General features: G+C 72.1%; 28 protein-coding genes. 17 read left to right on the plus strand and 11 right to left on the minus strand.

What is annotated here, in order from left to right; all coding sequences use genetic code 11:
- Position 1 precedes the first annotated feature (1 nt).
- Positions 2-448 (minus strand): hypothetical protein, encoded by a 447-nt coding sequence (locus OG295_RS14825; protein WP_371681196.1) that lies wholly within the window; start codon positions 446-448, stop codon positions 2-4.
- Positions 449-644: 196 nt separating this feature from the next.
- On the opposite strand from OG295_RS14825, the gene OG295_RS14830 reads away from it, so the two are divergent.
- The gene (locus OG295_RS14830; RefSeq protein WP_371677314.1) at positions 645-2051 is read left to right on the plus strand and encodes an ABC transporter substrate-binding protein; all 1407 of its coding nucleotides are present in this window, start codon (positions 645-647) and stop codon (positions 2049-2051) included.
- 13 nt (positions 2052-2064) lie between these two features.
- On the opposite strand, the gene OG295_RS14835 is transcribed toward OG295_RS14830, so the two are convergent.
- Both OG295_RS14835 and OG295_RS14840 read right to left on the minus strand, forming a co-directional pair.
- Positions 2065-3684: a hypothetical protein gene (locus OG295_RS14835; protein ID WP_371677315.1), complete on the minus strand. Its 1620-nt coding sequence runs from the start codon at positions 3682-3684 to the stop codon at positions 2065-2067.
- A 77-nt stretch (positions 3685-3761) separates the two neighbouring features.
- A complete protein-coding gene (locus OG295_RS14840) occupies positions 3762-5144 on the minus strand; it encodes a transcriptional regulator (RefSeq protein WP_371677316.1) in 1383 nt (460 codons plus the stop codon).
- 215 nt (positions 5145-5359) lie between these two features.
- On the opposite strand from OG295_RS14840, the gene OG295_RS14845 reads away from it, so the two are divergent.
- The 12 genes from OG295_RS14845 (at position 5360) to OG295_RS14900 (ending at position 14660) form a co-directional block, all read left to right on the plus strand.
- The gene (locus OG295_RS14845) at positions 5360-6046 is read left to right on the plus strand and encodes a bifunctional DNA primase/polymerase (RefSeq protein ID WP_371677317.1); all 687 of its coding nucleotides are present in this window, start codon (positions 5360-5362) and stop codon (positions 6044-6046) included.
- A 112-nt stretch (positions 6047-6158) separates the two neighbouring features.
- Positions 6159-6989, plus strand: a complete 831-nt coding sequence (locus tag OG295_RS14850) for an ABC transporter ATP-binding protein (protein ID WP_266840863.1) — start codon at positions 6159-6161, stop codon at positions 6987-6989.
- A complete protein-coding gene (locus OG295_RS14855) occupies positions 6986-8629 on the plus strand; it encodes a transporter (RefSeq protein WP_371677318.1) in 1644 nt (547 codons plus the stop codon). Before OG295_RS14850 ends, OG295_RS14855 begins: the two co-directional genes overlap by 4 nt.
- 174 nt (positions 8630-8803) lie before the next feature.
- On the plus strand, positions 8804-9145 hold the full coding sequence (locus OG295_RS14860) for an SseB family protein (protein WP_371677319.1): 342 nt from the start codon (positions 8804-8806) through the stop codon (positions 9143-9145).
- Positions 9087-9563 carry an HYD1 signature containing ADP-ribosyltransferase family protein gene (locus OG295_RS14865; RefSeq protein ID WP_371677320.1) on the plus strand — a complete coding sequence of 159 codons (477 nt, stop codon included), beginning with the start codon at positions 9087-9089 and terminating at the stop codon, positions 9561-9563. The genes OG295_RS14860 and OG295_RS14865 overlap by 59 nt, the downstream gene beginning before the upstream one ends.
- Positions 9564-9566: 3 nt before the next feature.
- Positions 9567-9851, plus strand: coding sequence for a hypothetical protein (locus OG295_RS14870; RefSeq protein WP_371677321.1), 285 nt, complete (start codon positions 9567-9569; stop codon positions 9849-9851).
- Positions 9852-10012: 161 nt separating this feature from the next.
- Entirely contained in the window at positions 10013-10513 is a 501-nt protein-coding gene (locus tag OG295_RS14875) for a hypothetical protein (RefSeq protein WP_371677322.1), read from the plus strand.
- A gap of 2 nt (positions 10514-10515) precedes the next feature.
- A complete protein-coding gene (locus tag OG295_RS14880; RefSeq protein ID WP_371677323.1) occupies positions 10516-10947 on the plus strand; it encodes a hypothetical protein in 432 nt (143 codons plus the stop codon).
- A 169-nt stretch (positions 10948-11116) separates the two neighbouring features.
- On the plus strand, positions 11117-11935 hold the full coding sequence (locus tag OG295_RS14885; RefSeq protein WP_371677324.1) for a hypothetical protein: 819 nt from the start codon (positions 11117-11119) through the stop codon (positions 11933-11935).
- Between the two features lie 47 nt (positions 11936-11982).
- A complete protein-coding gene (locus OG295_RS14890; RefSeq protein WP_371677325.1) occupies positions 11983-13041 on the plus strand; it encodes a hypothetical protein in 1059 nt (352 codons plus the stop codon).
- A gap of 45 nt (positions 13042-13086) precedes the next feature.
- A complete protein-coding gene (locus tag OG295_RS14895) occupies positions 13087-13653 on the plus strand; it encodes an RNA polymerase sigma factor (protein ID WP_371677326.1) in 567 nt (188 codons plus the stop codon).
- Positions 13650-14660 carry a CU044_5270 family protein gene (locus tag OG295_RS14900; RefSeq protein ID WP_371677327.1) on the plus strand — a complete coding sequence of 337 codons (1011 nt, stop codon included), beginning with the start codon at positions 13650-13652 and terminating at the stop codon, positions 14658-14660. Before OG295_RS14895 ends, OG295_RS14900 begins: the two co-directional genes overlap by 4 nt.
- A 58-nt stretch (positions 14661-14718) precedes the next feature.
- Here the strand turns inward: OG295_RS14900 and OG295_RS14905 are convergent, their stop codons facing one another.
- Entirely contained in the window at positions 14719-15135 is a 417-nt protein-coding gene (locus OG295_RS14905) for an ATP-binding protein (RefSeq protein WP_371677328.1), read from the minus strand.
- A 199-nt stretch (positions 15136-15334) separates the two neighbouring features.
- Between OG295_RS14905 and OG295_RS14910 the strand changes: the two genes are divergently transcribed.
- Both OG295_RS14910 and OG295_RS14915 read left to right on the plus strand, forming a co-directional pair.
- A complete protein-coding gene (locus OG295_RS14910; protein ID WP_371677329.1) occupies positions 15335-16189 on the plus strand; it encodes a helix-turn-helix domain-containing protein in 855 nt (284 codons plus the stop codon).
- A 10-nt stretch (positions 16190-16199) separates the two neighbouring features.
- The gene (locus OG295_RS14915; RefSeq protein WP_371677330.1) at positions 16200-16382 is read left to right on the plus strand and encodes a DUF397 domain-containing protein; all 183 of its coding nucleotides are present in this window, start codon (positions 16200-16202) and stop codon (positions 16380-16382) included.
- Between the two features lie 96 nt (positions 16383-16478).
- Here OG295_RS14915 and OG295_RS14920 read toward each other — a convergent pair whose 3' ends face one another.
- The 6 genes from OG295_RS14920 to OG295_RS14945 all read right to left on the minus strand — a co-directional run bounded on the left by OG295_RS14920 (position 16479) and on the right by OG295_RS14945 (position 22248).
- Complete coding sequence (locus tag OG295_RS14920; RefSeq protein ID WP_371677331.1) at positions 16479-17270, minus strand: ABC transporter permease; 792 nt, start codon at positions 17268-17270, stop codon at positions 16479-16481.
- Entirely contained in the window at positions 17267-18223 is a 957-nt protein-coding gene (locus OG295_RS14925; protein WP_371677332.1) for an ATP-binding cassette domain-containing protein, read from the minus strand. Before OG295_RS14925 ends, OG295_RS14920 begins: the two co-directional genes overlap by 4 nt.
- Positions 18224-18251: 28 nt before the next feature.
- Entirely contained in the window at positions 18252-18923 is a 672-nt protein-coding gene (locus OG295_RS14930; protein WP_371677333.1) for a DUF4097 family beta strand repeat-containing protein, read from the minus strand.
- A 385-nt stretch (positions 18924-19308) separates the two neighbouring features.
- On the minus strand, positions 19309-20181 hold the full coding sequence (locus tag OG295_RS14935) for a GyrI-like domain-containing protein (RefSeq protein WP_371677334.1): 873 nt from the start codon (positions 20179-20181) through the stop codon (positions 19309-19311).
- A 225-nt stretch (positions 20182-20406) separates the two neighbouring features.
- Positions 20407-21279: an alpha/beta fold hydrolase gene (locus tag OG295_RS14940; RefSeq protein WP_371677335.1), complete on the minus strand. Its 873-nt coding sequence runs from the start codon at positions 21277-21279 to the stop codon at positions 20407-20409.
- 276 nt (positions 21280-21555) lie between these two features.
- Entirely contained in the window at positions 21556-22248 is a 693-nt protein-coding gene (locus OG295_RS14945; RefSeq protein WP_266840832.1) for a metal-dependent transcriptional regulator, read from the minus strand.
- A gap of 267 nt (positions 22249-22515) precedes the next feature.
- Here OG295_RS14945 and OG295_RS14950 point away from each other — a divergent pair, with 267 nt between their 5' ends.
- Both OG295_RS14950 and OG295_RS14955 read left to right on the plus strand, forming a co-directional pair.
- Positions 22516-23271: an SIS domain-containing protein gene (locus tag OG295_RS14950; RefSeq protein WP_371677336.1), complete on the plus strand. Its 756-nt coding sequence runs from the start codon at positions 22516-22518 to the stop codon at positions 23269-23271.
- Between the two features lie 89 nt (positions 23272-23360).
- A complete protein-coding gene (locus OG295_RS14955; protein WP_371677337.1) occupies positions 23361-23714 on the plus strand; it encodes a hypothetical protein in 354 nt (117 codons plus the stop codon).
- On the opposite strand, the gene OG295_RS14960 is transcribed toward OG295_RS14955, so the two are convergent.
- Positions 23711-25036 (minus strand): PAS domain-containing protein, encoded by a 1326-nt coding sequence (locus tag OG295_RS14960; protein WP_371677338.1) that lies wholly within the window; start codon positions 25034-25036, stop codon positions 23711-23713. The genes OG295_RS14955 and OG295_RS14960 overlap by 4 nt on opposite strands.
- Between the last annotated feature and the right edge of the window lie 122 nt (positions 25037-25158).

The raw sequence follows: 25158 nt of genomic DNA on the forward strand, positions 1-25158 counted from the left end.
TTCACACCGCGCGGGTGAGCATCCTCAGTACGTCGACCGAGGTGGGCGGCTCGTCCGGATCCTCCCCGTCCGCCGCCGCCATCCGTACGTGCGCCTCGCGCGCGGCCCGTACCGCCTCGGGCCAGGCGTGGTGTTCCAGGTACGTGGACACGGGCGCGTCGGGCCCGGCCTGGTGCAGGATCCGCAACACCCGCAGGACGGCGAGGTCCACGAGGGCGGCCTCCTGCGCGTCCCGGAAGATCGTGCCGACGTACTTGTCGGCGGACCAGCTGTCGAGCCAGGTGTCCTCGACGAGCCGGTACACGGCGTCGGTGACGTCCCCGTAGCCTTCCGCGCCGGTCAGCCAGACCTCCTCCTGGAACACCGGGTCGGAGAGCATGTGCAGCGCCGAGCGCACGTTCGCGCGCCAGCGCCACCACGGCATGTCGTTGAGGGGCATGCCGCCCATGGTGGAGGAGCGGCCGCCGCGGCGGGAAGAGTTCTTCGAACCTTGGGCGAATGTCACGCTTTCGATCGTACGTTCCCCCGTGGTGCGATCTTGAAGCGCCTGCGGACGGTTGCCCCCCGGCAATTCACCTGGGCGTCACCCGATGTTGTGTACACCTCACCATCCAGTTCCCCGGCGAGCGGAATGGTCGGTGGACATGACCAATCGCCGACGCGCAACTGCCCTATCCCGCCTGCTCCTTGCCTCGGCGGTGGGCGCGTGTCTCACCACCGCGTGCGGGGTGCTCCCCGGGGGCTCGGGGGGCTCCGGGGGCACCCTCACGGTCATGACCTTCGCCCCGATGGGCACCAAGGCGACCAACATGCCGGGAATGCCCGGGATGGCCAAGGCCTACGAGCGCTGGGTGAACGCCAACGGCGGCATCCACGGCCACAAGCTGCGCGTCCTGACCTGCAACGAGAAGAACACCCCGACCGGCGCCGCCGACTGCGCCCGCCAGGCCATCGCCGAGAAGGCCATCGCCGTCGTCGGCTCGTACAGCCAGCACGGACGCGCCTTCATGGCCCCGCTGGAGGCCGAGGGCATCCCCTTCATCGGCGGCTACGGGGTCTCCTCCGAGGAGTTCCAGAGCCCCCTGTCCTACCCGGTCAACGGCGGCCAGCCCGCGCTGCTGGCCGGCGCCGGGCACCAGCTCGGCAAGGCCTGCGCCCAGGTGTCGCTCGTGCGCCCGGACACCCTCGCCGGGGACTCCATGCCGGTCCTGCTGAACGCGGGGCTGCGGGCCAACAAGATGCCGGACGCCTCCGACATCCGGGCCGCCGAGGACTCCGCGGACCTGACCCCGCAGGCGCGCGAGGCGCTGGCCGACGGATCGGCGGGCGGACCGGCCAAGGACACCAAGGAGGCGCCGAAGGGGGGCTCCAAGGACGGCACGGCCAAGGACGCCGGAGCGGGGGCAGGGGCCGGGGCCGGGGCCGGGGCCGGGGCCGGCGCCAAGGATTCCGCCCCCAAGGAGGGCAAGCCCTGCGTCACGGCCGTCCTCGGCGAGCGCACCGAGACCTTCTTCGACGCCTTCCGCCGCCTGGACACCCAGCACCGCGACCCGCAGATCGCCTCCGTCCTCGGCAGTGTCAGCCAGGCCCTCGTCGACCGCACCGGCGGCAAGGAGAGCCCCTTCGAGGGCTCGTTCGTCACCAGCTGGTACCCGGTCTCGACCGACCCTCTGTGGGCCCCGATGCGGAAGGTGATCACCGAGCAGGCGTTCGGCGACGACACCGTCGACCCCGACGACAGCGGGGCGCAGACCACCTGGATCGCGTACACCGTGCTGAACGAGGTCGTGCAGCGCTTCAAGAAGGACGAGGACGTCACGGCCCGCAAGCTGGCCCACGCGCTCAACGAGTCCCAGGGCGTCAAGACGGCCGGCCTCACCCCCGACCTCAGCTGGCGCTACCAGGACATGCGGGCCGTGGCCGGCTTCCCCCGCCTGGTCAACGGCCGGGTCAGCTTCCAGATCGTCCGGGCGGGCCGCATCGTCGACCAGCCCGGCGAGCCCGCCCAGGACATGACCTCGACCCTGGAACAGGCTCCCCGCTCGGCCTGATCGCCCGGTCCGGTCACAGCTCGGACGTGTCGCGGCGGGTGAGGCCGTACTTGACGGCGATCGGGTTCCACAGGGCCGCCGCCGCCACCTTGGACTTCGTGGCCTCGCCGCTCGACTTGTTGCCGTCGGAGGCGTTGTCGGTGGCCTTGGCCTTGCCGTCCTTGCAGCCGCCCTTGTCGTGGCCGGCGTCGTCCGCCCAGTCCGCATAGCTGTTGTCGGCGTCCGCGGAGGCCTTCCAGGCCTTGGTGAGGGCGGCCGAGAGCTTCGCGTGGTTCGGGAGCAGGTCCGTCTTGAGCTCCTGGAGCCGGGTGACCAGTTCCTCGCGCTGGCGGGCCGCGTCGCGCAGGTCCTGGGCCGCCTGACCGAGGTTCTTGCAGTCCTTGATGTCGTCCACGGCCTTGATCACCGAGGCCCGGCTGTCGTTGCTGTCCGCGAGGAGCTTGTCCAGCTGGACGGCCTGTGGGCGGGCCGGGTCCACGGGGGCCTCCCCCACCGGTGCGCCCGAGGCGCCCGAGCCGGTGCTCGCGGGGGCCACGGCGCCGGGGTCGCTGTTCGAGGCCTTGCCGTCGCTGAGCAGCGCACCCACCCCGAGTCCCACCACGGCCAGTCCGACGACCCCTGCCGCGATGACGGCGGGCGGCACCCGGCGCGGGGCCGGGGCGGAGGGCGGCGGGGGCGGGGGCGCGTACTGCTGCTGCTGGTGGTGGTGGGGCGGCTGGGGCTGCTGCTGCCGGCGTGGCGCGTACTGCTGGGGCGGCGCGGGCGGCGGCGTACGCCGGGGAGCCGGACTCTGGACGGGGGACATCTGCTGGGTGGGCGCCGCGGCGATGCCCTCGTCGGCCCGGAACAGCGCGTCGAAGCCCTCGACGGGCGGGGGCCCCGGTGCCGCGGGGACGGGCGGTATGAACTGGGTCGCCGCCTCGCCCGGGTGCGCGCCGTCGGCCGGGACCGGCGGTATGAACTGGGTCGCCGCCTCACCGGGATGCCCGCCCGTCGCGGGGACGGGCGGTATGTACTGGGTCGCCGCCTCGCCCGGGTGCGGACCGGCGGCCGGGACCGGCGCGATGTACTGGGTCGCCGCCTCACCGGGATGCCCGCCCGTCGCGGGGACGGGCGGTATGTACTGGGTCGCCGCCTCGCCCGGGTGCGCGCCGGCCGCCGGGACGGGCGCGATGTACTGGGTCGCCGCCTCTCCCGCGTGCGCGCCGCCTGCCGGGACCGGCGGGATGTACTGGGTGGCCGCGTCGGGCAGCGGCGGGTAGCCGTAGCCGTGCGGCTGCCCCGGGCCCTCGAAGCCCGGACCCACGACGTGCCCCGCGGACGGGTACCCGTAGCCGGGCTGCCCCTGCGGCGGGTAGCCGTACGCGGGCTGCCCCTGGGGCTGCCCGTACCGCGGCTCCCCCTGCTGCCCCTGCCCCTGCTGCGGCTGCCCTCCGTACTGCTCCTGCCCGTACGCCGCAGGCTGCTGCTGCGGCTGCTGCCCGTACGGCGCGGGCGCGCCCCACGGCTCCCCCGCGCCCGGACCCGGCTGCGCCGGGTACCCCGGGTCCGCGTCGGGGCCTGCCGCGTCGGGCCGTGCCGGATCCGCCGCCCCGGGCCGGGGGACGCCCCCTTGTCCGCTCTGCGTCGTCACCGGGACTCCTCTGCCTTCTCCGACTTCCCGAACCAACGGAACGTCGGACCACGCTACCCGGTCCCGGCACGGGCACGTCAGGCCACCTGAACCTCCAGCCGCGACCCGAACACCCGGACGGCCGCTTCCTCCCGGTACGGCTCCAGCCGCGTGCGGAAGTCCTCCAGGTACTCCGCACCCCGCCTCGACCTGAGCGTGCCCAGCAGTTCGGCGGCCGTCGTCGCCGTCTGGCAGGCCTGCTCCACCTCTCTCTGCTGTACCTGCGCCGCCGCCAGCAGCAGCAGCCCGATCGCCCGCCGGCGCGCCTTGCCCGCGGGCAGCCCGCGCAGGGCCTCCTCCGCGCGCCGGCCCGCCGCCTCGGCCTGGCCGAGGTCCCGGTGGCAGTGGGCGAGCTCGTCCGCCAGGTAGGCCTGGTCGAAGTGCCGGATCCACACCGGGTCGTCCCCCGACTCCGGCTCGGCCCGCTCCAGCGCCGTGATCGCCCGCCCCGACAGCACCGCCGTGGCGCGGGCGTCGCCCAGCAGCGCGTGCCCTCGCGCCTCGGCGGCGTAGAACATGGCCTCCACCCTCGGGGTGACCTGCCCCCGCGTGCCCTCCTGCGCGGCCCGCGCCAGCTGCGCGATCTCGCGCGGGTTGCCCAGCTCGGCGGCGAGGTGGCTCATGGACGCGGCCAGCACGTAGCCCCCGTACGCGCGGTCGCCCGCGGCCTGGGCCAGGCGCAGGGCCTGGATGTAGTAGCGCTGGGCCAGGCCGGGCTGGCCCGTGTCCACCGCCATGTACCCCGCGAGTTCGGTGAGCCGGGCGACGGCCGCGAACAGGGCCCGCCCCACCGGCTCCCGGTAGGCGCCGCCGATCAGCCCGGAGACCACGGAGTTGAGGTAGTGCACCACCACGGGGCGTACGTGCCCGCTGCCGAAGCGGTGGTCGAGCTCGGTCAGCGCCTGCGTCGTCGCGCGGACGGCCTCCACGTCGGACAACCCCACCCGGGCCCCGCCGTTGCGGGCCACCTGCGGGTCGGCTCCGGTGATCAGCCAGTCGCGGCTGGGCTCGACGAGCGCGGAGGCGGCCACGCTCGAACCGGCGAGGAAGTCGCGGCGCCCGACGTCGCTGCGCCACAGCTCGCAGACCTGCTCGATGGCGCCGACGACGGTCGGGGAGAACTGCAGGCCCACCCCGGAGGCTAGGTTCTTGCCGTTGGCCATGCCGATCTCGTCGATGGTGACGGTCCGGCCGAGTTTGCGGCCGAGGGCTTCGGCGATGATGCCGGGCGCCCGGCCGCGCGGCTGCTGGCCGCGCAGCCAGCGGGCCACGGAGGTCTTGTCGTAGCGGAGATCGAGGCCGTGCTCGGCCCCGCACATGTTGACGCGCCGGGCTAGCCCGGCGTTGGAGCACCCGGCTTCCTGGATGAGCGCCTGCAGCCGTTCGTTCGGCTGACGGGCGACGAGAGGCCTGGCTGCCATTGAAAACCCCCTGAAGCCACGGGAGAGCGTTGGAATGATCACTTCCCGCCTGATGTGCGGAGAATCTTCGTCTCTGCGTCGTGTCGTTACCCAACGGCCGCGCCCCGGCCTCCTACGCGCCCCCGTACATGCACCGGTGCGCCCCACGTGCAGGATCGATGCACCGCCCACCGGCTGGTTTACGCCCGTAACCCCCGGTGACGGCGGGAGTTGTGATGGGCGTGGAAGAGACCATCGGAGTCACGGAGACCGCACCCATCCCCAAGCAGCGGGGGGAGCAGCTGGTGGACCATGCCGTGCGGTACGCGGAAGAGCGGCACTGGGACGTCTTCGCGGGTACGTGGCTGGAGCCCGGCGACGGCCGTGAACTGTGCTCCTGCGGAGCGGCGGACTGCCCGGCACCCGGCGCGCACCCGGCGGTGAAGGACTGGGCGGGGCTGGCCTCGGGCAGCGCGGTCGGCGTGCGCCGGATCTGGGCGAAGCACCCGAGCGCCTCGATCCTGCTGCCGACGGGCCGTACCTTCGACGTGCTGGACGTCCCCGACTCCGCCGGTTTCCTGGCACTGGCGCGGCTGGAGCGGATGCAGCGCACCCTCGGGCCGGTCACCCTCACCCCCGGTCACCGGATGCTGTTCTTCGTCCTGCCCGGAGCCGGGGCGAAGGTGGCGGACCTGGTGCGCAAGCTGGGCTGGCTCCCGCACGCCATCGACCTCGCCGCGCGGGGCGAGGGCGAGTACGTGGCCGCGCCGCCCACCCGCTTCGGCGGGAAGGGGCCGGTGCAGTGGGCCCGTAAGCCCACTCCGGCGAACCGGTGGCTGCCGGACACCGAGGAGCTGATCGACGCCCTCGCGTACGCGTGCGGCAGCGAGGCCGCGGCCGCCCGGGGGCGCCGCCAGGCCTGACACCTGACATTCGTGTCCGTCGGTTCATGACATACGTAACTGCCGCCCTCTCCCCCCTCCTCCTAAGGTGAGGAAAGTAGGACCAACGGGGATGAGAACGAGAGGCAGGCGCATGCCGGACCAGGGCTATGCGGCAGGCGGCACGAACGGGACGGACGGCGCGCGACCCGCGCCGTCCACCGCGGCGGTACGCGTGGAGGGACTGTGGAAGCGCTTCGGCGAGCAGGTGGCGGTCGGGGGGATCGATCTGGAGCTGCCCGCGGGCCGCTTCATCGGACTCGTCGGCCCCAACGGCGCCGGCAAGACCACCACGCTGTCGATGATCACCGGGCTGCTGCGCCCGGACATGGGCCGGGTGATCGTCGCCGGGCACGACGTGTGGGCCGACACGGTCGAGGTGAAGAAGCGCATCGGCGTGCTGCCCGAGGGCCTGCGGATGTTCGAGCGCCTCTCCGGCCGCGAGCTGCTGGGCTACATGGGCCGGATGCGCGGGCTCCCCGGCGAGGAGACCGACAAGCGGGCCACGCAGCTCCTCGACGTCCTTGACCTCGCGGGCTCACAGCACAAGCTGGTCGTCGACTACTCCACCGGCATGCGCAAGAAGATCGGCCTGGCGGCCGCGCTCCTGCACAACCCCGAAGTCCTCTTCCTGGACGAGCCGTTCGAGGGCGTCGACCCGGTGTCGGCGCAGACCATCCGCGGGGTGCTCGAACGGTACACCGCCTCCGGTGCCACCGTCGTGTTCTCCTCCCACGTGATGGAGCTCGTCGAATCGCTCTGCGACTGGGTGGCCGTGATGGCCGCCGGGCAGATCCGCGCCGCCGGCCCGCTGGCCGACGTACGGGGCTCCGCGCCCTCCCTGCAGAGCGCCTTCCTCGAACTCGTCGGCGCGCAGAACCGCGGCTCCGGGGAATCCCTCGACTGGCTCGGCGGCGCACGATGAGCGCCACCGGCACCCTGACCACGACGGCCCCCGTGAGCGGAGCCTCCGAGGTCCCCCTCACCCCGCTGTTCGTCCGGCTGAAGCTGTCCCTGCTGCGCAACGGCCTCAAGGGCTCCTCGAAGCGCAAGGCCGTCTGGATCAGCAACCTGGTCTTCTGCCTCGTCGTCGGCCTCTTCGCCGCCCTGGGCCTGTCCATGCTGCACGGCCACGCCCACGCCGGCACCGCCGTCGTGCTGCTGAGCGCGCTCCTGGCCCTCGGCTGGACCTTCATGCCGCTGTTCTTCCCCACCGGGGACGAGACGCTCGACCCGAGCCGGCTCGTGATGCTGCCGCTGCGCCCGCGTCCGCTGGTACGGGCCCTGCTGGCCTCCTCGCTCGTCGGCATCGGCCCGCTGTTCACGCTCTGCCTGGCCGTCGGCTCGGTGGTGGCGGTGGCCCGCGGCGCGGCCGGCGCGGTGGCGGCGGTGGTCGCCGTACCGCTGCTGCTCCTCGGCTGCGTGGCGCTCGCCCGCGCCGTGGCCACCGCGAACGTACGGCTGCTGTCCAGCCGCAAGGGGCGCGACCTCGCGCTGCTGAGCGGGCTGCTGATCGCGGTCGGCGGGCAGGCGGTCAACTTCGGCAGCCAGCGGCTCTTCCAGCAGGGCGGCCTGGGCCAGCTGGAGCCGGCCGCGGCCGTGGTGCGGTGGCTGCCGCCCGCGACGGCCGTCGGCATGGTCGACTCAGCCGGCCGGGGCGCGTACGCGGAGGCGGCCGGCCAGCTGGTGCTGACCCTGGCCGCGCTGGCGGGGCTGCTGTGGTTCTGGGAGCGCAGCCTGACCAAGCTGATGGTCACCCCCGACGGCTCGACCCTCGCGGCCGCGACGCCGCGCAAGGAGCGGGACGGCGCGGGCGGCGTCTGGTCCTTCCTCCCGGGCGGGCGCACGGGCGCGGCCATGCAGCGCACCCTGCGCTACGTGGTGCGCGACCCGAAGACGAAGTCCGCCTGGGTGACCGGGCTGGCGGTCGGCCTGATCATTCCGGTCTTCAACGCCCTTCAGGGCACCGGGTCCGTGTACCTGGCCTGCTTCGGCGCGGGGATGCTCGGGATCCAGATGTACAACCAGTTCGGGCAGGACACCTCCGCCTTCTGGATGGTCGCCCAGACGATCTCCGGCCCGCGTGACGCGTACGAGGAACTGCGCGCCCGCGCCGCCGCCCTGGCCCTGATCACCCTCCCGTACACGGCCCTGGTCACGGCCGTCACCGCCGCCCTGCTCGGCGACTGGGCCGGCTTCCCGGGGGCCCTGGGCCTCTCCCTGGCCGTGGTGGGCGCGATGCTCTGCACGGGCGCACTGGCCTCCGCGCACTACCCGTACTCCATCCCGTCGGACGGCGCCTTCAAGAACGTCGCCCCGGGGCAGGCCGGCCTGGCCTGGATGGGCATCTTCAGCGGCATGTTCGCCTCGGCGGTGATCTGCTCCCCGGTGATCGTCCTGTCGGTCTGGCTCAACTTCGCCGACGACATGCACGGCCTGCGGTGGATCCTCCTCCCGGTCGGCATCGCCTGGGGCACCCTGTCCACCTGGGCGGGCCTGCGCCTGTCGGCCCCGCGGGTGGCCCGCACCCTCCCGGAGATCCTCACGGCGGTCAGCAAGGGCTGACCCCCGCTCCCGCCCGCAGGGGGGTGGCAGGCCACACGGCCCGCCACCCCCCTGCGGCGTTTCACGGGACGCCCCGCCTGGCCGGATGTACTCATCGCCGAACCACGACATTTGCCCCTCCCACCCCGTCATGCAAAAGTGCGTTCGATTCGCATGGGTTCGGGGGGAGTTCGGGTGGGGTTCGAAGAAGAGTGGGACGCACTGCGCACCGAGGCGGCGGCCTCGCGTCCGGTGGCGGCCGATCCGGTGGCCGAAGCGCGGCAGAGCGCCTGGCGGCAACTGGCCGAGTTCCGCGACCGGGTGGTGCTCGTACCGCTCGACGAGCCGGGCGGTCTGTGGACGGCAGGGCTGGGCGGCCTGGACTGGATCTGCGCGTTCTCGGACGAGGACGCGCTGTCCCGGTTCGCGCAGGCCCGCGGCGAGGCGGACCGCGAATGGGCCTTCCGCCGGGTGCGCGGTGCGCGACTGCTGGACGAGGTCGTGGGAGCGCTGGACTCCCCCTGCGGGTGGCGCTGAATCCCGCGAGCCCCGACGGAACGGTGTTCCCGCCGGTGCGGGGCATCGTGCCGGACGCGGTGGCGGTCGACCAGAAGAACTCGACACCCTCTACCACTACACAAACAAGGCAGGGTATGACGGGATACGCGAAAGCGAGGAATTGAGAGCCTCAATACAGGCACAGAACCCCAAGGATGCCAGATTCGGTGATGGTCAACACTTGTCAGACATAAAGCCTGGAACAAAGACACTCGGCCAACTGTCATCCGCATTCATCCGCGCCCCTTGGGGAGGTCAAAGATTCACCCACTACATCGAGGTCGACGTGAGCGACCTGACCGTCATGCGCTCCGTCGAGCGCCCCGACGTCTACGTGATCTTGAATGACGGCCCGCTGAATATCAGTGGACGCATCATCAGCCACGGGGAGAGTTAGGCCATGGAGTACTGGAGAGTTGAGTGGCTGCACGATTCAGCAGAGGATCCGACGACCATTTACAGCGAGATCGGCTCGGATGGATATGAGACCAGAAAGGTACACACGTACACCGACGGGCGCCTCCTGAAGAGTGACGAATGGCACGAAAGTAGAGACATCGGGCTGAGCAAGGTGCCTGTCGGGAGGATTGAAGACGTCATGCTGCAGCCGGAGTTCCTGGCCTCTCGAGTATCAGCAGCCAAATTCGAAGAGATGTGGAGAATGGCGAGCTGGCCCTCCACGTGACCGCTTCCTCTCGTCGGCGGAGACCTGCGGCTTAGGCCCGCGATGCAGCCCCGACTTGCCATGGCAGCTGGAACTCCCAGCGAAGGAGTGGGCAGTGGATCCTGGGGGGGGGGAGCCACGACACTGGCCCCACCAGGGAAATCATCCGAATGCGGGGAGTTATGCCCCTTCCTGATCTCCTGACACGCTCCTCGGCAACTACGCCTGACGAAAAGGCGAAGCTCAGAGAGTGCAGCCACACCCGTGGAAGCACCAGTAGAAAATATGACCTAGAGGAACTCCTGCGCTACGAAGATGCTGTCCGTGACATTCGTCCACGCCGACCGAAAGAGGGTGTGGAAAAAGCCGGAGAAGTTCCACACGATTCGGCAACCGGGCGGCAGCTGAGTCTGATAGGAGATCTGTCCCGGGGAGCCATCTCCCCGCCGGCATTCACCAAGGCGTGGCTGGGTTGCCGGAGAAGGGCGCTGAACGAAGGAGATCGGGTCGTGGAGGCCCTGTCGCGCCGACTGGATCAGGTCTTCTACGCCTTGGACGACTACCCGATAGACCCGGCGTTCCGGGAAGCCGGTGATGTGACGGACGCCGAGCTGCTCTCGGTAGTGGTCAACGCGCTCGATCAGTTCCGGCACGACGAAGAGCCCCGGACGGACGGTACCTGAGCATGCTCATACGAGACGAAAACGACGCCCCGAGAGATCGGACCCGGTACGCACTGACAATCCTCAGGCGTTTTGCCCCGCTCGCCTGGTACCGGATGCCTGTCGAGCGTCATGAATTCGGGTACCTGCAGGTGGCACACCTGGGCTGGCGTTTCATCGAGCCTCATGACGAGTTCAGGCCCGTCTTCGAGGAAGCGGTGCGCGACGCGCCCCGCCAGCTCGACTGGCGGTTCAAGGTCAAGAGGAACTGGCTGATCCTTCCCGTCCGCCTCACTGAGGAGACGGCGCGGTGCGGGGACAATTTCAGCGAGGCGCAGTCCCGACTCTTGGCGGATCAGGAGTTCTGCCTCGCCACGTGTGCGGACCTGGAACTGATCCTGCAGGCGTTGGATGCCGCCGCGCCTGCCGCTCCGGCTGCCCCGGAAACGCCCTAGGCCGGGGCCGGGCCGGTAGGTAACGTGGGGATCTTCGGGTGCCGTTGGGGCCCGGAGTACTTCGAGGTGTGCGGCTGTGGTTGTGCGTGAGTTGGCTGCCGTGTGGAGTCTGCCGGCCGGGGATGCGCGGGCATTGTGGTGGAGCGTCGGGGCTCGGGGGGAGCTCGGCGTGGTGCGGGTGGATGGGCGGGGGCTCAAGCGGTCGGACTACATCGCCGGGTGGGTCGGGTGGGGTGCCCCGGAGCCGTTCGACGCCGAGTTGGAGGTGTTCGGCGCCGACGGGCGGCTCCAGCGGCGCGCGGCCGTGCGGGGCGTGCCTCCGCACATCAGCCATCTCGCCCTGCTGCCCGGCGACCGGTTCCTCCTCGTGTCGGGCCGTTCCGGCCAGGACCGGAAGGGCCGTTGGGCCGACAACGCGTACGTGTACGACCGCGACGGGCGCCACGAGGGCGCGTTCTGCATCGGTGACGACGTCCAGGTCGTCGTCGGCGGTCGCCGCGGCGGGATCTGGACCGCCTACGGCGACGAGGGCATCTTCGGCCACCACCCCGAGTCCCGCGGCGCGCTGGCCGGCTGGAACAGCCTGGGCGACGCCGTCTGGACGCCCCGTACGCCCTTCCCCGCCGGCCCCGTGGAGGGTCTCACCGGCTGCACCGAGGGCGCCCGGGTGTGGCTGGCCTGGTACTGCCGCGAGGGGACCTTCCTGAGCCGGATCACGCCGTCCACCGGCGAAGTCACCACCTTCCGCAGCCCGGCGGCCCGGATCGACGGCTGCGCCGTGCGCGGCGACCGCGTCGTGCTGAGCTGCCGTGATCACGACCGGCCCACGGTCAGCCTGACCCGCGCCGTCCTCGTCGGCGGGGCTCTGGAGGCCGTCGCCGAGGAACGGGTCACGGTGCCGGGCCCGGTGGTGAAGCACTGCGGTCAGGGCCGGGACGGGGTGTTGTGGCTGCGGGCCGGGGACTCCTGGGTGCGCGTGGAGGCCTGAGACGGGCGCGGGCGGCCGGTGTCAGTGGGGGTCGCTACGTTCGGGGCATGTCGATCTCCGTACATCTGCGCGACTCCGTGGTGCTGCCGGGTGGGGGCGCCCTCGTCAACGGCTACGGCTTCGAGAGCCGGGCGGGCGGCCCGCGCCGGGCCCTGCTGCCGCACGGGCACGAGCTGGAGGTGCACGACCTGGACGGGCTCTTCGCGGGCGGGCGCGCCCCGGTCGCCACTTTCCCGCTGCCCTGGCCCGGCTGGGACCGCGGGGTGCACTCCGTGAGTCCGGACGCCTCGTACGCCGTGTTCTCGGGCCAGCGCGCCGTCCGGGCCGTCGGCGCGGAAGGGGAGACCCTCTGGGAGTACCGGCACGACTGCTGGGGGCCCGAGCTCGGTCACCCGCACACCGGGGACGAGCAGGAGGTGTGCCGGGGCCTCGAACACGGGTCCTGCCGGGTCTCGGACGACGGCCGGACCGTCTGGGCCCACGTCGTGATCGGCGAGCAGGAGCACTGGGTCGTCCTCGACGCCGGGGACGGCCGGGAGCTGGCCCGCCTGCCCCTGGACAGCGCCGCCGCCGGCTCGCACCACCTCTCCCACCCCGACGGCGTGCACATGGGCCTGTCCATCGGCATGGGCCAGGACGGCATCCTGCTCCACTGGGCCCGCTGGGACGGCACGCAGCTGGTCGACTGGGACCTCAACGAGTCGATGGACCGCATCCTGATGGACGTCCACCCGGGCCACCGGGGCTTCCTCACGGTCGAGCACTACGGGACCGACCTGCGCCTGCACACGCTGGACGGTGACGTCCTCGCCACGGGAACCCCGGACCCGGCCGACGCGGGAGAGGACCAGCCCTGCTGGGACTACGGCTGCGGCTTCGTCGACGCCGACACGGTCATCGCCTCCACCGTCGACTGCGACGACGAGGAGGACCCGACCCTGTCCCGCCACTGGCTGCTCGACGCCCGCACCCTGGAGGTCCGCGACCGCGTCACCTACCCCGGCACCCCCGCCACCGGCTACCTGCTCCCCCTCGGCGACGGCACCTGGCTCACCCACGACGGCGAGACCCAGATCCTCAACCGCTGGACCGAAGCGACGGCGTGACGGACGTCACATGCAACGGGTGGGCGGCTGCGGACACTACCCAGTGTGGACCACCAACTGTTCGCGGAAATCTACGATGCCCACGCCGGAGCCGTGTACGCCCACGCCATCCGCATGACCGCGGACCGCGCCGGGGCCGAGGACATCGTCTCCCTCACCTTCCTTGAGGCATGGCGGCTCCGCGATTCGTTCGACCGTGTGATCAGCCATCGGGCATGGCTCTTCGGGATCGCCACGAACGTCATACGGAACACTCGCCGGGCGGCACGTCGCCACAGCGATGCCATGGCCCGCTTACCTCCGCCCGGCACCGTTCCCGATCCGGCGGACACGGTCGTGTCCCGCATCACCGATGCCGATCGGGCTTCGGCCGCCCTGGCGGTCCTGAACCGGCTGCGGCGCGCGGACCGCGAAATCCTCGTTCTCCACGTGTGGTCCGGTCTCAGCCATGACGAGGTGGCGCAGGCCTGCGGGGTATCGGTGGGCACCGTGCGCTCCCGCCTCTCCCGTGCCCGCACACGCCTGCGCAAACTCGCAGCCGCCCACCTCGCTGAGCCGCGGGCCTCCCGAGGCGCCCCCGCGTCTCGAACCGCTCGGGAAGGAAACCTGTGACCGCCGACGACGCACGCCCCGTCCCGACCGACCGCACGGAGACCCTCGGGCGTCTGACCGGGCTTTCCGACGCGGACCTGCCGTTCCACGGGCGTCAGCGGATCAAAGAACACCTCATGCGCGAAACGACGAGCGGCACGCTCCCCGCACGGGCCCGCTCGCGTCGCCGACTGCCGCTGTTCCTCGCGGCCGGGGCCGCCACCTGTGCGGCGGCCCTGGCCGTCGCCCTCGGCGTGAGCGGCTCCGACGAGCACCACGCCAGCGCCCGGCCGGAACCGGCGGCCGTCCGGCTCTTGGACCGCGTGGCCGTGGCAGCCCAGGCGGTGCCAGCGCCGACCATCCGGGACGGTCAGTTCCTGTACACCAGGACGAAGGGACACTCCACAGCCCTCTCCGAGAGCGAGGGGGGCGCGATGAGAGCATCCCGAACAGATGAATCGGCCGAACGCTGGGTCTCCGTCGACGGATCGGTCGGCACGCTCACGCGCACCGCACGGGGCGAGAAGAGCGACCCCGCGCCGGGAAGGGACACGGCCACCCTCAACGGCCCCACCTACCGCTTCCTGGAGTCCCTTCCGACCGATCCCGGCCGGCTGCTGGAGAGGATCTACGCAGACGCCCGCCTCGACCACGGCTCGGACTCGGGATCGACCACCGGCCCCGATCAGGAAGCGTTCGTCGCCATCGGTGACCTCCTGCGGACGGTCGAAGCACCGCCCGGCGTGAGTGCCGCGCTCTACCGCGCGGCAGCCCGCATCCCCGGCGTCGTGCTGGTACCCGAGGCGACGGATGCCACGGGGCGCCCGGGAGTCGCCGTCGCCCGCGTCCACAACGGCGAGCGCACCGAGTGGATCTTCGACAGGCAGAGCCTGCGCCTGCTCGGCGAACGCACCGTGATGCTCAAGGACAGCGCCTGGGGAAAGGCCGGCACACCGGTGACGTCCGTAGCCATCATCGGCCGGGGCGTCACGGACGCGGCCGGGCGGACACCGGTGCCCGGCGGATGACCGGTCGGCACCGACTCGATGGGCCGAGGCGCTCGCCGCGTGCGGTCCACACCCGGGATCAGAGGGCTGGTGGAGCGCACTCCACCCAGAGCAGCTTCCCCGCGTGCGCCCCGCTCAGGCGGTACGAGCCGTAGCGGTCCGCGCAGAGCCGTACGAGGACCAGGCCGCGGCCGCCCTCCGCGTCCCGGTCCGGTTCCGGGCCGAAGGGGGACGGGATGTCCGGACCGGTGTCCCAGACCCCGACCCGCAGCCGCCCGGCGGCCATCGCCCGCAGCCGGAGCGCGCAGGGGCCGCGGGTGTGGCGGTAGGCGTTCGACACCAGTTCGCTCGTGAGCAGTTCGGCGGTGTCGGCGAGACCGGTCATGCCGTGGCGGTGGAGCACGGCCCGCAGGGTGGTCCGGGCGATGCCCGCGGCGCGGGGATCGTGCGGGAGGTGGAGGGTGTAGGCCCAGGACGGAGTTACGGTAGCGCCCATGGAAGTCTCCGATCGAGGAGGAGAGTTGGACCCTGTGCATGCGGTGCCCGGTGACCAGGTCGCTCCGTCGAGCGGGGTTCTTCCAGGCGGTGGCCTGACAGCAACGATAGAGAGGTTCGCTTAATGAGTTAGGCGCTTCGCGCTAAATGCAGGCAACGCCCACTCGTGTGGGTGACACTTCCTCGCGGAGGAACGCACGATGCCCATTCGCAGCAGCCCCACCGCGCGTCAACTGCGCTTCGCAGCCGAGCTGCGCCGGATGCGCGAACGCGCCGGGCTCACGTCCGCCGAGGCCGCCGGGCTCCTCGGCATCAAGCCGAACCAGGTCAGCAACATGGAGGCCGCACGGTTCGGCGTCAGCCCCGAGCGGATCCGCATCCTCGCCCGCCACTACGACTGCTCCGACACCGCGTTGGTCGACGCGCTGATCGCGATGACCGGCGAGCGCAAGGGAGCCGGCTGGTGGGAGGAGTACCGTGACCGGCTGCCCGCGGCCTGGCTGGACCTCGCGGAGCTGGAGCACCACGGGCGCATGCTCCGGGACGCCATCACCGTGCACGTCCCCGGACTGCTCCAGACGCCCGAACACGCACGCGAGGTCTTCCGGCAGGCCGTTCCGGCGCTCTCCCCGCCCGGCATCGAGGACCGCGTCTCGTTTCGCGTCCGACGGCAGCGGGTCCTCTACGAGGACGACCCGACCCCGTACCGGGCGACGATCCACGAGGCCGCCCTGCGCATCGCCGTGGGCGGTCCGGCCGTCTTCGCGGCCCAGTTGAAGCACCTGCTCGACATGAGCGAGCGCAGCCACATCACCCTGCGCGTGATTCCGTTCTCGGTGGGCACGTTCCCCGGATCCGGGCAGTCCGTCTACTGCGTCCACGGGACGGTGCCCCGGCTCGACACCGTCTACCTGGACCAGTCGCACGGGCTCGCCTTCCTCGACGCCGAGCCCCAACTGGCCAAGTACCGCATGCTCTTCGACCGGCTCGACGCGGTCGCCCTGCCACCGGGGCGGACCCGCGACCTGATCCATGACATCGCCCGCAACCTGTGAGGGGAAGCCCGTGCCCGAACCCGACTGGCAGCGGTCCTCGTACTGCGCCGAAGGCAGCTCCTGCGTATACGTGGCCAGGCCCCACGAAGACCGGGTGCTCATAGCCGACAGCCCCGCCCCCCGCACCACCCTCGCCCTCTCCCCCGCCGCCTGGACCGTCTTCCTCGGAGCCGTCCGGAGCAACGGGGCCTGAAAACGCCGACGGGGCGGCGTCTCCCGCGTCGGTGGCGGGGTACGCCGCCCCTGGGGCGGGACGGGGTGCGGGGCGTGGCCCGCGCTGTCACGGCGGTTACTTCGGGTCGGTGTTGAACCTGGCGGTCGACCAGAGGTAGCCGAGGACCGTGAGGCCGACGCACCAGGCGACGGCGAGCCAGCCGTTGTTGCCGATCCCGGTGCCGAGGAGGAGGCCGCGGAGGGTTTCGATGGCGGGGGTGAAGGGCTGGTACCGGGCGATGGGCTGGAACCAGCCGGGCATGGAGTGGACCGGGGTGAAGGCGCTGGAGAGCAGCGGCAGCAGGATCAGCGGCAGCGCGGAGTTGCTGGCGGCTTCGGCGTTGGGGCTGACCAGGCCCATGCCGACGGCGATCCAGGTGAGGGCGGTGGCGAAGAGCACGAGCAGTGCGAACGCCGCCAGCCATTCCAGGAGGGTGGCGTCGGTGGAGCGGAAGCCGATGGCGAGGGCGACGGCCCCGACGAGGACCACGCTCGTCACGCACTGCAGGACGCTGCCGACGACGTGCCCGACGAGCACCGAGGGGCGGTGGATGGCCATGGTGCGGAAGCGGGCGATGATCCCTTCGGTCATGTCGTTGGAGACGGAGACGGCGGTGCCGATGGTGGTGCTGCCGATGGTCATCAGGAGCAGGCCGGGGACGACGTAGGCGATGTAGGCGGAGCGGTCGGGGGTGCCGCCTGCGATGCCCGCGCTCATGGTGTCGCCCAGGATGTAGACGAAGAGGAGCAGGAGCATGACGGGGGTGAGGAGGAGGTTGAGGGTGAGGGAGGGGTAGCGGCGGGCGTGCAGGAGGTTGCGGCGCAGCATGGTGGAGGAGTCGCGCAGGGCGAGGGTGAGGGTGCTCATCGGGTGGCCTCCGTCGGCTGGTGGGGGACGGTCGCGCCGTCGGTGAGGGCGAAGAAGACGTCGTCGAGGTCGGGGGTGTGGACGGTGAGTTCGTCGGCTTCGATGCGGGCGGTGTGCAGGTGGTCGAGGAGGGTGCGCAGTTCGCGCTGGGTGCCGCCGCTGGGGACCTGCAGGGTGATGAATTCGTCGTCCCCGGTGGCCGTGGGGAGGGCGAGGGTGGCGGCGCGGTAGGCGGTGGGGTCGGTGAAGCGCAGGCGTACGTGTCCGCCGGGGACGAGGCGCTTGAGCTGTTCGGCGGTGCCTTCGGCGGCGATCCGGCCGCCGTTGAGGACCGCGATGCGGTCGGCGAGCTGGTCTGCCTCCTCCAGGTACTGGGTGGTGAGGAAGACGGTGACGCCGCCGGTGACCAGTTCGCGGATGATCTGCCACATGGTGTGGCGGGAGCGCGGGTCGAGGCCGGTGGTGGGTTCGTCGAGGAAGATGATGCGGGGGCCGCCGACCAGGGTCATGGCGATGTCCAGGCGGCGTTTCATGCCGCCGGAGTAGGTGGAGGCGGGCTTGTTCGCCGCGGCGGTGAGGTCGAAGCGTTCCAGGAGCTCGGCGGCGACCCGCCGGCCCTCGTGTTTGGGCAGGTGGTGCAGGTCCGCCATGAGGAGCATGTTCTCCTCGCCGGTGATCAGTCCGTCGACGGCGGAGAACTGGCCGGTGACACCGATGGTGGCGCGGACGGCCTGGGGGTCGGTGGTCAGGTCGTGGCCCCCGACGCGGGCCTGCCCGGAGTCGGCGGTGATGAGCGTGGAGAGGATCTTCACGGCGGTTGTCTTGCCCGCGCCGTTCGGCCCGAGCAGGGCGAAGACGGTTCCTTCGGCGACGGCCAGGTCGACTCCGTCGAGGACGGTCTTGTCGCCGTAGGACTTGCGCAGCCCGTTCGCCGCGATGGCCAGGTCGGTCATGAGAGCTGTTCCCTTCGGGGGCTGCGGATCAGAGGCTGCGGGCGGTGATGTCGCCGTAGGAGGTGGTGGCGTGGATGTCGAGGACGGCGTGGGCGCCGTCGGCGTTGCTGAGGGTGTTGTGGATGCGGCCGTAGGCGGTGCCGGCGTCGAGGGTGGCGGAGGTCCCGCGGGCGGCGCCGATCGCGATCTCGCCGTGCTCGGTGCGCAGTTCGACGGTGCCGCGGCGGGCCTCGGTGATGCGGAGGTCGCCCTGGCGGGTGCTGATCCGGGCGGGGCCGGTGAGGCGGCCGACGGTGATGTCGCCGGCCTGGACGGTGAGGCGGGTGCTCGCGCTCTCGTCGAGCTTGACGGTGGCCTGGGCGCCTTCGAAGGTCACGTCGCCGAGGCGTCCGACGCCGCGGAGTTCGGCGGCGGCGGCCTTCGCCTCGACGTGGGAGCCGGCGGGCAGCTGGATGGTCAGCTCGACGGATCCGGAGTTGCCGAGCAGCCGGTTCTTGGCCGGTGCGGCGGCGACGTGCAGGACTCCGTCGCGGAACTCCACGGTGATCTGCTCGGCGGCCTTGACGTCGCGGCTCTTGGTGGCGTTCGCGGGCCGGACCTCGACGGTGGTGTCGGTCCGGTCGGCGGCGATGAGCCGGATCTGTCCCGCGGGGATGTCGAGGACGGCGGCGACCGGGGCGGGGGTGGCGAACTTCTGCATGATGCTTTCCTTCGGCTCGTTTTTTCCGATGACCGAAAGCTACGTTGCGTTCATGGATCGAGCAACAGACTCGTTGCACAGAATCAGCATTCATGCAGGTGAAGGGCGGTAAATCGTTGCAACGGCCTTGAATCTAATGCAACATCAAGCCACCAGCTCGTTGCAATGGATTGACCGCGAACGCTATTCTGGGCGCGGCTGGAAAGATCGTTCCGCCTGTCGCCGCATGATCGGCTCCTCGGTGAACCTCGACACCCGCATCCGGGACGTGGTCGGCGTCCTCGCCGAGCAGCAGGTCACCGACGCCTGCCGTTCCGGGGCCGGGCCAGGCCGGGCGGCGCCCGCCCCGGCCCGCCCCGGCCCCGGAACGCCGGGGGCGCCCGGCTCAGGCCGTGGTGCGGCTCACCGGGATCCACAGCTGCGCGTCGGACCAGGTCGGGTCGTCCTGCGACGGCCGGGTGCGCAGGATCTCCGGCCCCGGGCGGTACTCGTACGGGTTGGACGGGATCCACTGGGCGGCCACGTCACCCCACATCTGCTGCAGCGCCTGCGGGAACGGCCCGGAGTTCTCGAACACGGCCCAGGTGCCCGCCGGGCACTCCAGTACGTCGAGGTCCTCGGGCAACTCGGCAGCGGTGGACACCACCGCGTGGTAGTAGTCGAGTTCGCTCCCCTCCTCGAAGCCGTCCGACAGCCGCACGGTCGCCGACACCACGCCCTCCGGGTCCTGGTCCGAGAGGCCGGCGATCCGCAGCATCGCCTCCGGCGGGATGCTCTGGATGTGCTCGGCGATGTGCGGGTTGACCCCCTGGTAGATCAGCGGGACGCGGGCCTTCTTGCCCACGACCCGGAACGCTTCCTTCTCCACGATCCGGTACCGCATGGTGCTGTTCCCTTCGACGGTGAGGCGGAAGGACAGCCGGGGCTGCGCGTTCAGAGCCGCTCCGGTACGCCTGGCTTCACCGGGACCGACGCCGTGCACGGCACGGAACGCCCGGGCGAAGGCCTCCCCCGAGGTGTAGCCGTAGCGGATCGCGATCTCCAGCAAGGTCGGTTCCCCGGCCAGCACTTCGGCCGCCGCGACGGTGAGCCGGCGGCGTCGGACGTACTCCGACAGCGGCATCCCCGCCAGCGACGAGAACAGCCGCCGGAAGTGGTACTCCGACGTGACCGTGATCCGGGCGAGCGCGGACACGTCGACCTGCCGGTCGAGGTGACCCTCGATGTGCTCCATGGCCTGGTTCAGCCGATCCAGCAACCCCGGCCTCCTTCCCTTTCGCCCACCACGCTAGGAAGGAACAACCCTGCCGCACCCGACATCCTGTGCCCGCTCCGGTCGGGTGCGGACGGCCCGCGACGCCGGCGGCGCTCGTGACCGGCATCCCCGGGCCGCGCGGCCGACCCGTCGCGGGGCCGTCGTCCCCCGCCACCGGCTCCGGCTCCCCCGGCCCGCTCGCCGGGGGAAGCCGTGGAGTGACGGAGCTCAGGGGGCGGCGGCCGTGACGGACTCCAGGAACGGTTCCAGGGCGGCCCGCCAGGCGGCCGGCTGGTCGTAGTGGAGGTAGTGGCCGGCGTCGGGGATCTCGGCGTACCGGCCGGCCGGGAGGACGCGGACCATCTCCTGGGCCTCCGCACGGCCCAGCTCGCCGTCGAGACCGCGGACGACCAGGGTGGGGCAGCCGACCTGGGCCAGCTCCTCCCAGTGGGCGTCGTGGACCCAGGTCGCGCGGGCCGTCAGCATCTGGTGGCGGGAGAACAGCGGGCGCCAGCCGTCCGGGGCGCGGTGCATGACCTCGGCGAAGAAGGCGCCGCGGCCGGGGTCGGGGCGCTCCACCCGGGGATCGTCCTCGCCGAACCAGCGGCGGGCGGCGTCCTGGGTGGGGAAGGGCAGCGGCCAGCGCCGGAACCATTCCTCCCACTCCTGCTGCGAGGCCTCGCCGAGCGCGGAGGCCCGCATGTCGCAGATGACCACGGCCTGGACGAGATCGGGGCGGCGGGCCGCGAGCTGCCAGGCGGTGAGGGCGCCCATGGAGTGGCCGATCACGACCGCGGGGGCGAGACCGAGCCGCTCGATGACGGCCTCGGCATCGGCCACGAAGGCCTCGCGGCCCAGGGCCCCGCGCAGATCGGTACCGGCGGGCGGCCGCTCGCTGTGGCCGTGCCCGCGCTGGTCCAGGGCCACGACCCGGCGGTCCTCGCCGAGCCAGCGCGCCGTGCCGGCCCAGTGCAGGGCGCGGCCCATCAGGCCGTGGAGTAACAGGACCGGCGGATGCCGGGGCTCCGCGGGCGGTTCGCGGAACTCCCAGGCGGCAAGGCGGACGCCGTCGGCCCCCGTCACATCGATGCGCTGTACCACCGCAGATGCACCCCCTTCGCTCCCGGCCAGACTATCGAACCCGTATTCGAAACCGGGTGTCTCGCCGACAACACCGCTCTTTCGAGTGACCTTGCTCAAGGATTGGCGGCCGCTGCCGATGGAGATCCTTTCCACAGGGAGGCGGGCCGCTCGGGGAAGACGGTCCGAAGGGGATGACCTTGAGAGCTCGGGGCTCCAGGTCAACCGGGGGAGGACGGGTCCCGGCGCCGTGAGGCGCCGGGACCCTTCACACGACCCCGCCCCGTACGGCGGATGTCAGCGCTTGGCGACGAAGACGTGCGAGGCGATGTCGGCGTCCAGCTCGGCGGCCTCGCCGCCGCTGCCGACCAGCACCCCGCCCGGGGACTCCGTCACGCTCACCACCGAGCCGGGCTGTACGCCCGCCCGGCGCAGCGTGTACATCAGCTGGGCGTCGGTCTGGATCGGCTCCCCGATCCGGCGGACGACGACCGTCTTGCCCTCGCTGCCCGGGGCCAGCTCCGACAGGCTGACCATGCCGTCCTCCAGGAACGGATCGGCCTCGGCCTTCTCCCCCAGCTCCTCCAGCCCCGGGATCGGGTTCCCGTACGGCGACTCGGTCGGGTGGCGCAGCAGTTCCAGCACCCGCCGCTCCACCGCCTCGCTCATCACGTGCTCCCAGCGGCAGGCCTCGGCGTGCACCTGCTCCCATTCCAGGCCGATGACGTCGACGAGCAGACACTCGGCGAGGCGGTGCTTGCGCATCACCCGCGTCGCCAGCTTGCGGCCCTCGTCCGTCAGCTCCAGGTGCCGGTCGCTGGCGACGGCCACCAGGCCGTCGCGCTCCATGCGCGCCACCGTCTGGCTCACCGTCGGGCCGCTCTGGTCCAGCCGCTCGGCGATCCGGGCGCGCATGGGGACCACACCTTCCTCTTCCAGCTCCAGGATGGTGCGGAGATACATCTCCGTGGTGTCGATCAGTCCGGACATTCGTGCCCCTCGGATTGCGTGCGCTGGCCCTGTCCCCAATTCTGACGCATCGGGCCGACAACCGTCCCGCGCCTAGCGTCAAGGCATGTACGGGACATCTCCCGGGAAGCCCTCCCGTACTCCCCTGGAACGGCGCACGCACGGGTACCGGGCCTTCGGTCCACGGATTGACGTCCGTATTGACAGGCCCTTGGTCCAGACCGCACGGTGAGCGGCGGACACCGACGACGCATCCACCGCACCCCACCCTGGAAGGGCCTTCGGCGTATGAGCGAGAGCAAGCTGGCCGGGCAGTTCTTCGACGCCGCCATCGGCCTGCTGGAGCGGGTCCGGGACGAGGAGGGGGCCCGGATCGCCGAGGCCGGGACCGTGATCGCGGAGGCCGTCGCGGGCGGGAAGCGGCTGTTCGCGTTCGGCGCCGGACACTCCTCGCTGCCCGCGCAGGACGTGGTCTACCGGGCGGGCGGCCTCGCCCTGATGAACTTCCTGGCCGTCCCCGGAACCAGCGGCGTCGACGTCATGCCCGCCACCCTGGGCAGCGCGCTGGAGCGGGTCGACGGCCTGGCCGGCGCGGTCCTGGACAGCAGCCCCGCCTCCGACGGCGACGTCCTCGTGATCATCTCCCTCTCGGGCCGCAACGCGCTGCCGGTCGAGATGGCCATGAACGCGCGGGCGATCGGCCTCACGGTCATCGGGGTGACCTCGGTGGCCTACGCGACGGGGACCAAGTCGCGGCACGTGTCGGGCACGTACCTCAAGGACCACTGCGACATCGTCCTCGACAGCAAGATCGCGGTCGGCGACGCCGAGCTGACGGCCGACGGCATCGACGCCCCCTTCGCCCCCGCTTCCACCGTGGTGACCAGCGCGATCATGCAGGCGGTCATGGCGGCGGCGGCCGGCGAGATCGCCGCGCGCGGCCTGGAGCCGCCGCTGCTGCGCTCGGGCAACGTGGACGGCGGCCACGAGTGGAACGGCCGCGTGATGCAGGAGTACGGCGACCGGATCTTCTTCCGCCACTGAGGGGCCGGCCGAGGGCGGGCGGGGGCGTCACCGACGCCACGGACTGGAACCCGTCCTGGGGCTGGGCCGCCGGGGCGATGGTCTCCGGCTTGGAGGACCTGCGGGCGTGGGTGCCCGCGCTGCTCGGCGGCCGGCTGCTGGGCCCGGCGACGCAGACGCAGCGGCTGCGCGTCCGGCCGACGGGCGTCCCCGACGTCTCGTACGGCCTGGGGATCGCCGAGTTCAACGGCTGGGTCGGACACAACGGCGAACTGCCCGGCTACGAGACGGTCGCCGTCGGACTCCCCGGGAACGGGGCCACGCTCGTGATCCTGGTCAACTCCGACATCGACCGCGGCGGCTCGCTCAGCGGCCAGGTCGCGCACGCCGTGACGAAGGTCGCCACCCCGGACCACGTCTGGGGCCCGCCCACCCCCGCCCCGACGGGCGCGAGCACCCCTTAGGGGGTGTGGGCCGCCGCCAGGTCGAGGTCGGCCGCGACGCGGGCCGCCACCTCCTCCGCGTACAGGGCGTCCGTACGGTCGAAGGCGGGGCGGGAGGGGCCCCGGAGGAAGGTGAGGGTGCCCAGGGTGCGGCCCCGGCTGCGCAGGACCGTGCACAGCGCGTGCGTCGCCCCGGCCGGCCACCGGCGGGTCCGGGCCCAGTTGCCGTCCGGGTCGGCGCCGGGGGCGGGGGCGCTGGCCCGGACCGGGCCGATCCGGTCCAGGGCCTGGAACGCCGGGTGCGCCGCCTCGTAGCGGACCGGGACCGCTCCCGGTCCGGGCAGCAGCAGGGCCAGCCCGGACGGGGACGCGCCCGACCGGACGAGCCGTCGCCGCTCGGACCCGTCCGCTTCCAGTACGTCGACCAGCGCGTGCTCCGCGAAGCCGGCCAGGGCGAAGTCCAGCCGGACGGCGGCCGCCTCCGCCGGGTCCTCGCACTCGCCGGCGGCCCGCCCGGCCCGGTGCAGCTGGTTGGCCCGGAAGCGCAGCTGCCCGGTGTCCAGCTCGGCCTGCCGGGCCTCGGTGACGTCCTGGAACAGCCAGCCGACCCCCAGCGGCACCGGCTCCTCCGCGAGCGGTGAGGCCAGCCGCAGGAACCCGCAGCGCCAGCAGCGCCGCCGTACGCCCTCCGGGGTCTTCACCGACACCCACAGCTCCAGCGGGGCCGGCGGCGCCCCCTCGGCCAGGACGTGCTGGAGCGCGCCCTCCAGCTCCTCGACGCCCTGCGCCAGCAGGTCCCCGAGCGGCCGGCCGAGCAGCGCGGTGCGCCCGGAACCGAAGGCGCGCGCGGCGTGCGTGTTGACCACCGCCGGGCGCAGGTCGACGTCGACGAGGACGACGCCCCAGGAGGCGTCGTCCATCAGCGCCTCGCTGAGGGCGATGGACCGTTCCAGGTCGATCTGGGCGTGCACCTCGCTGAAGGCGCAGTAGACGCCCGCCGGTTTCCCGTCGGCGCCCGGCACCCCGGCGGACTGGGTCCGTACGAGGATGCGCCCGCCGTCCTTGGTCAGCAGGGCGAACTCGTGGACCTGGCGGCCGGGCACGTGCTGGGCGGACATCAGCCGCTCCTGCACGTCGTCCGCGTCGGCGGCGCGCGCCGCCCAGCCGGCGAACCCCCGGCGGCCGACGGCCTCGGCGGCGGTCCAGCCGAGGATCCGCTCGGCCTCGCGGTTCCAGTGGGTGATCACTCCGTCGGTATCGAACGCGCACAAGGCGGCGTCCATCCCGTCGAGCAGCGCTGCGAGCAGATCGTCGGCTGTATCGGAGCGTCCGGAAGCACTCACCTGGCACCCCCTGCAGGTGTTCGCGTGTGCGGCACGTCAGATCATTGAACTGGAACGTGACCCACACCACACCCACTTCCCGGAATCATCCCGGAATGTCCGGTCGGGCGGCCCGGCCGCCC

The organism is Streptomyces sp. NBC_01276 (assembly GCF_041435355.1).
Classification (GTDB): Bacteria; Actinomycetota; Actinomycetes; order Streptomycetales; family Streptomycetaceae; genus Streptomyces.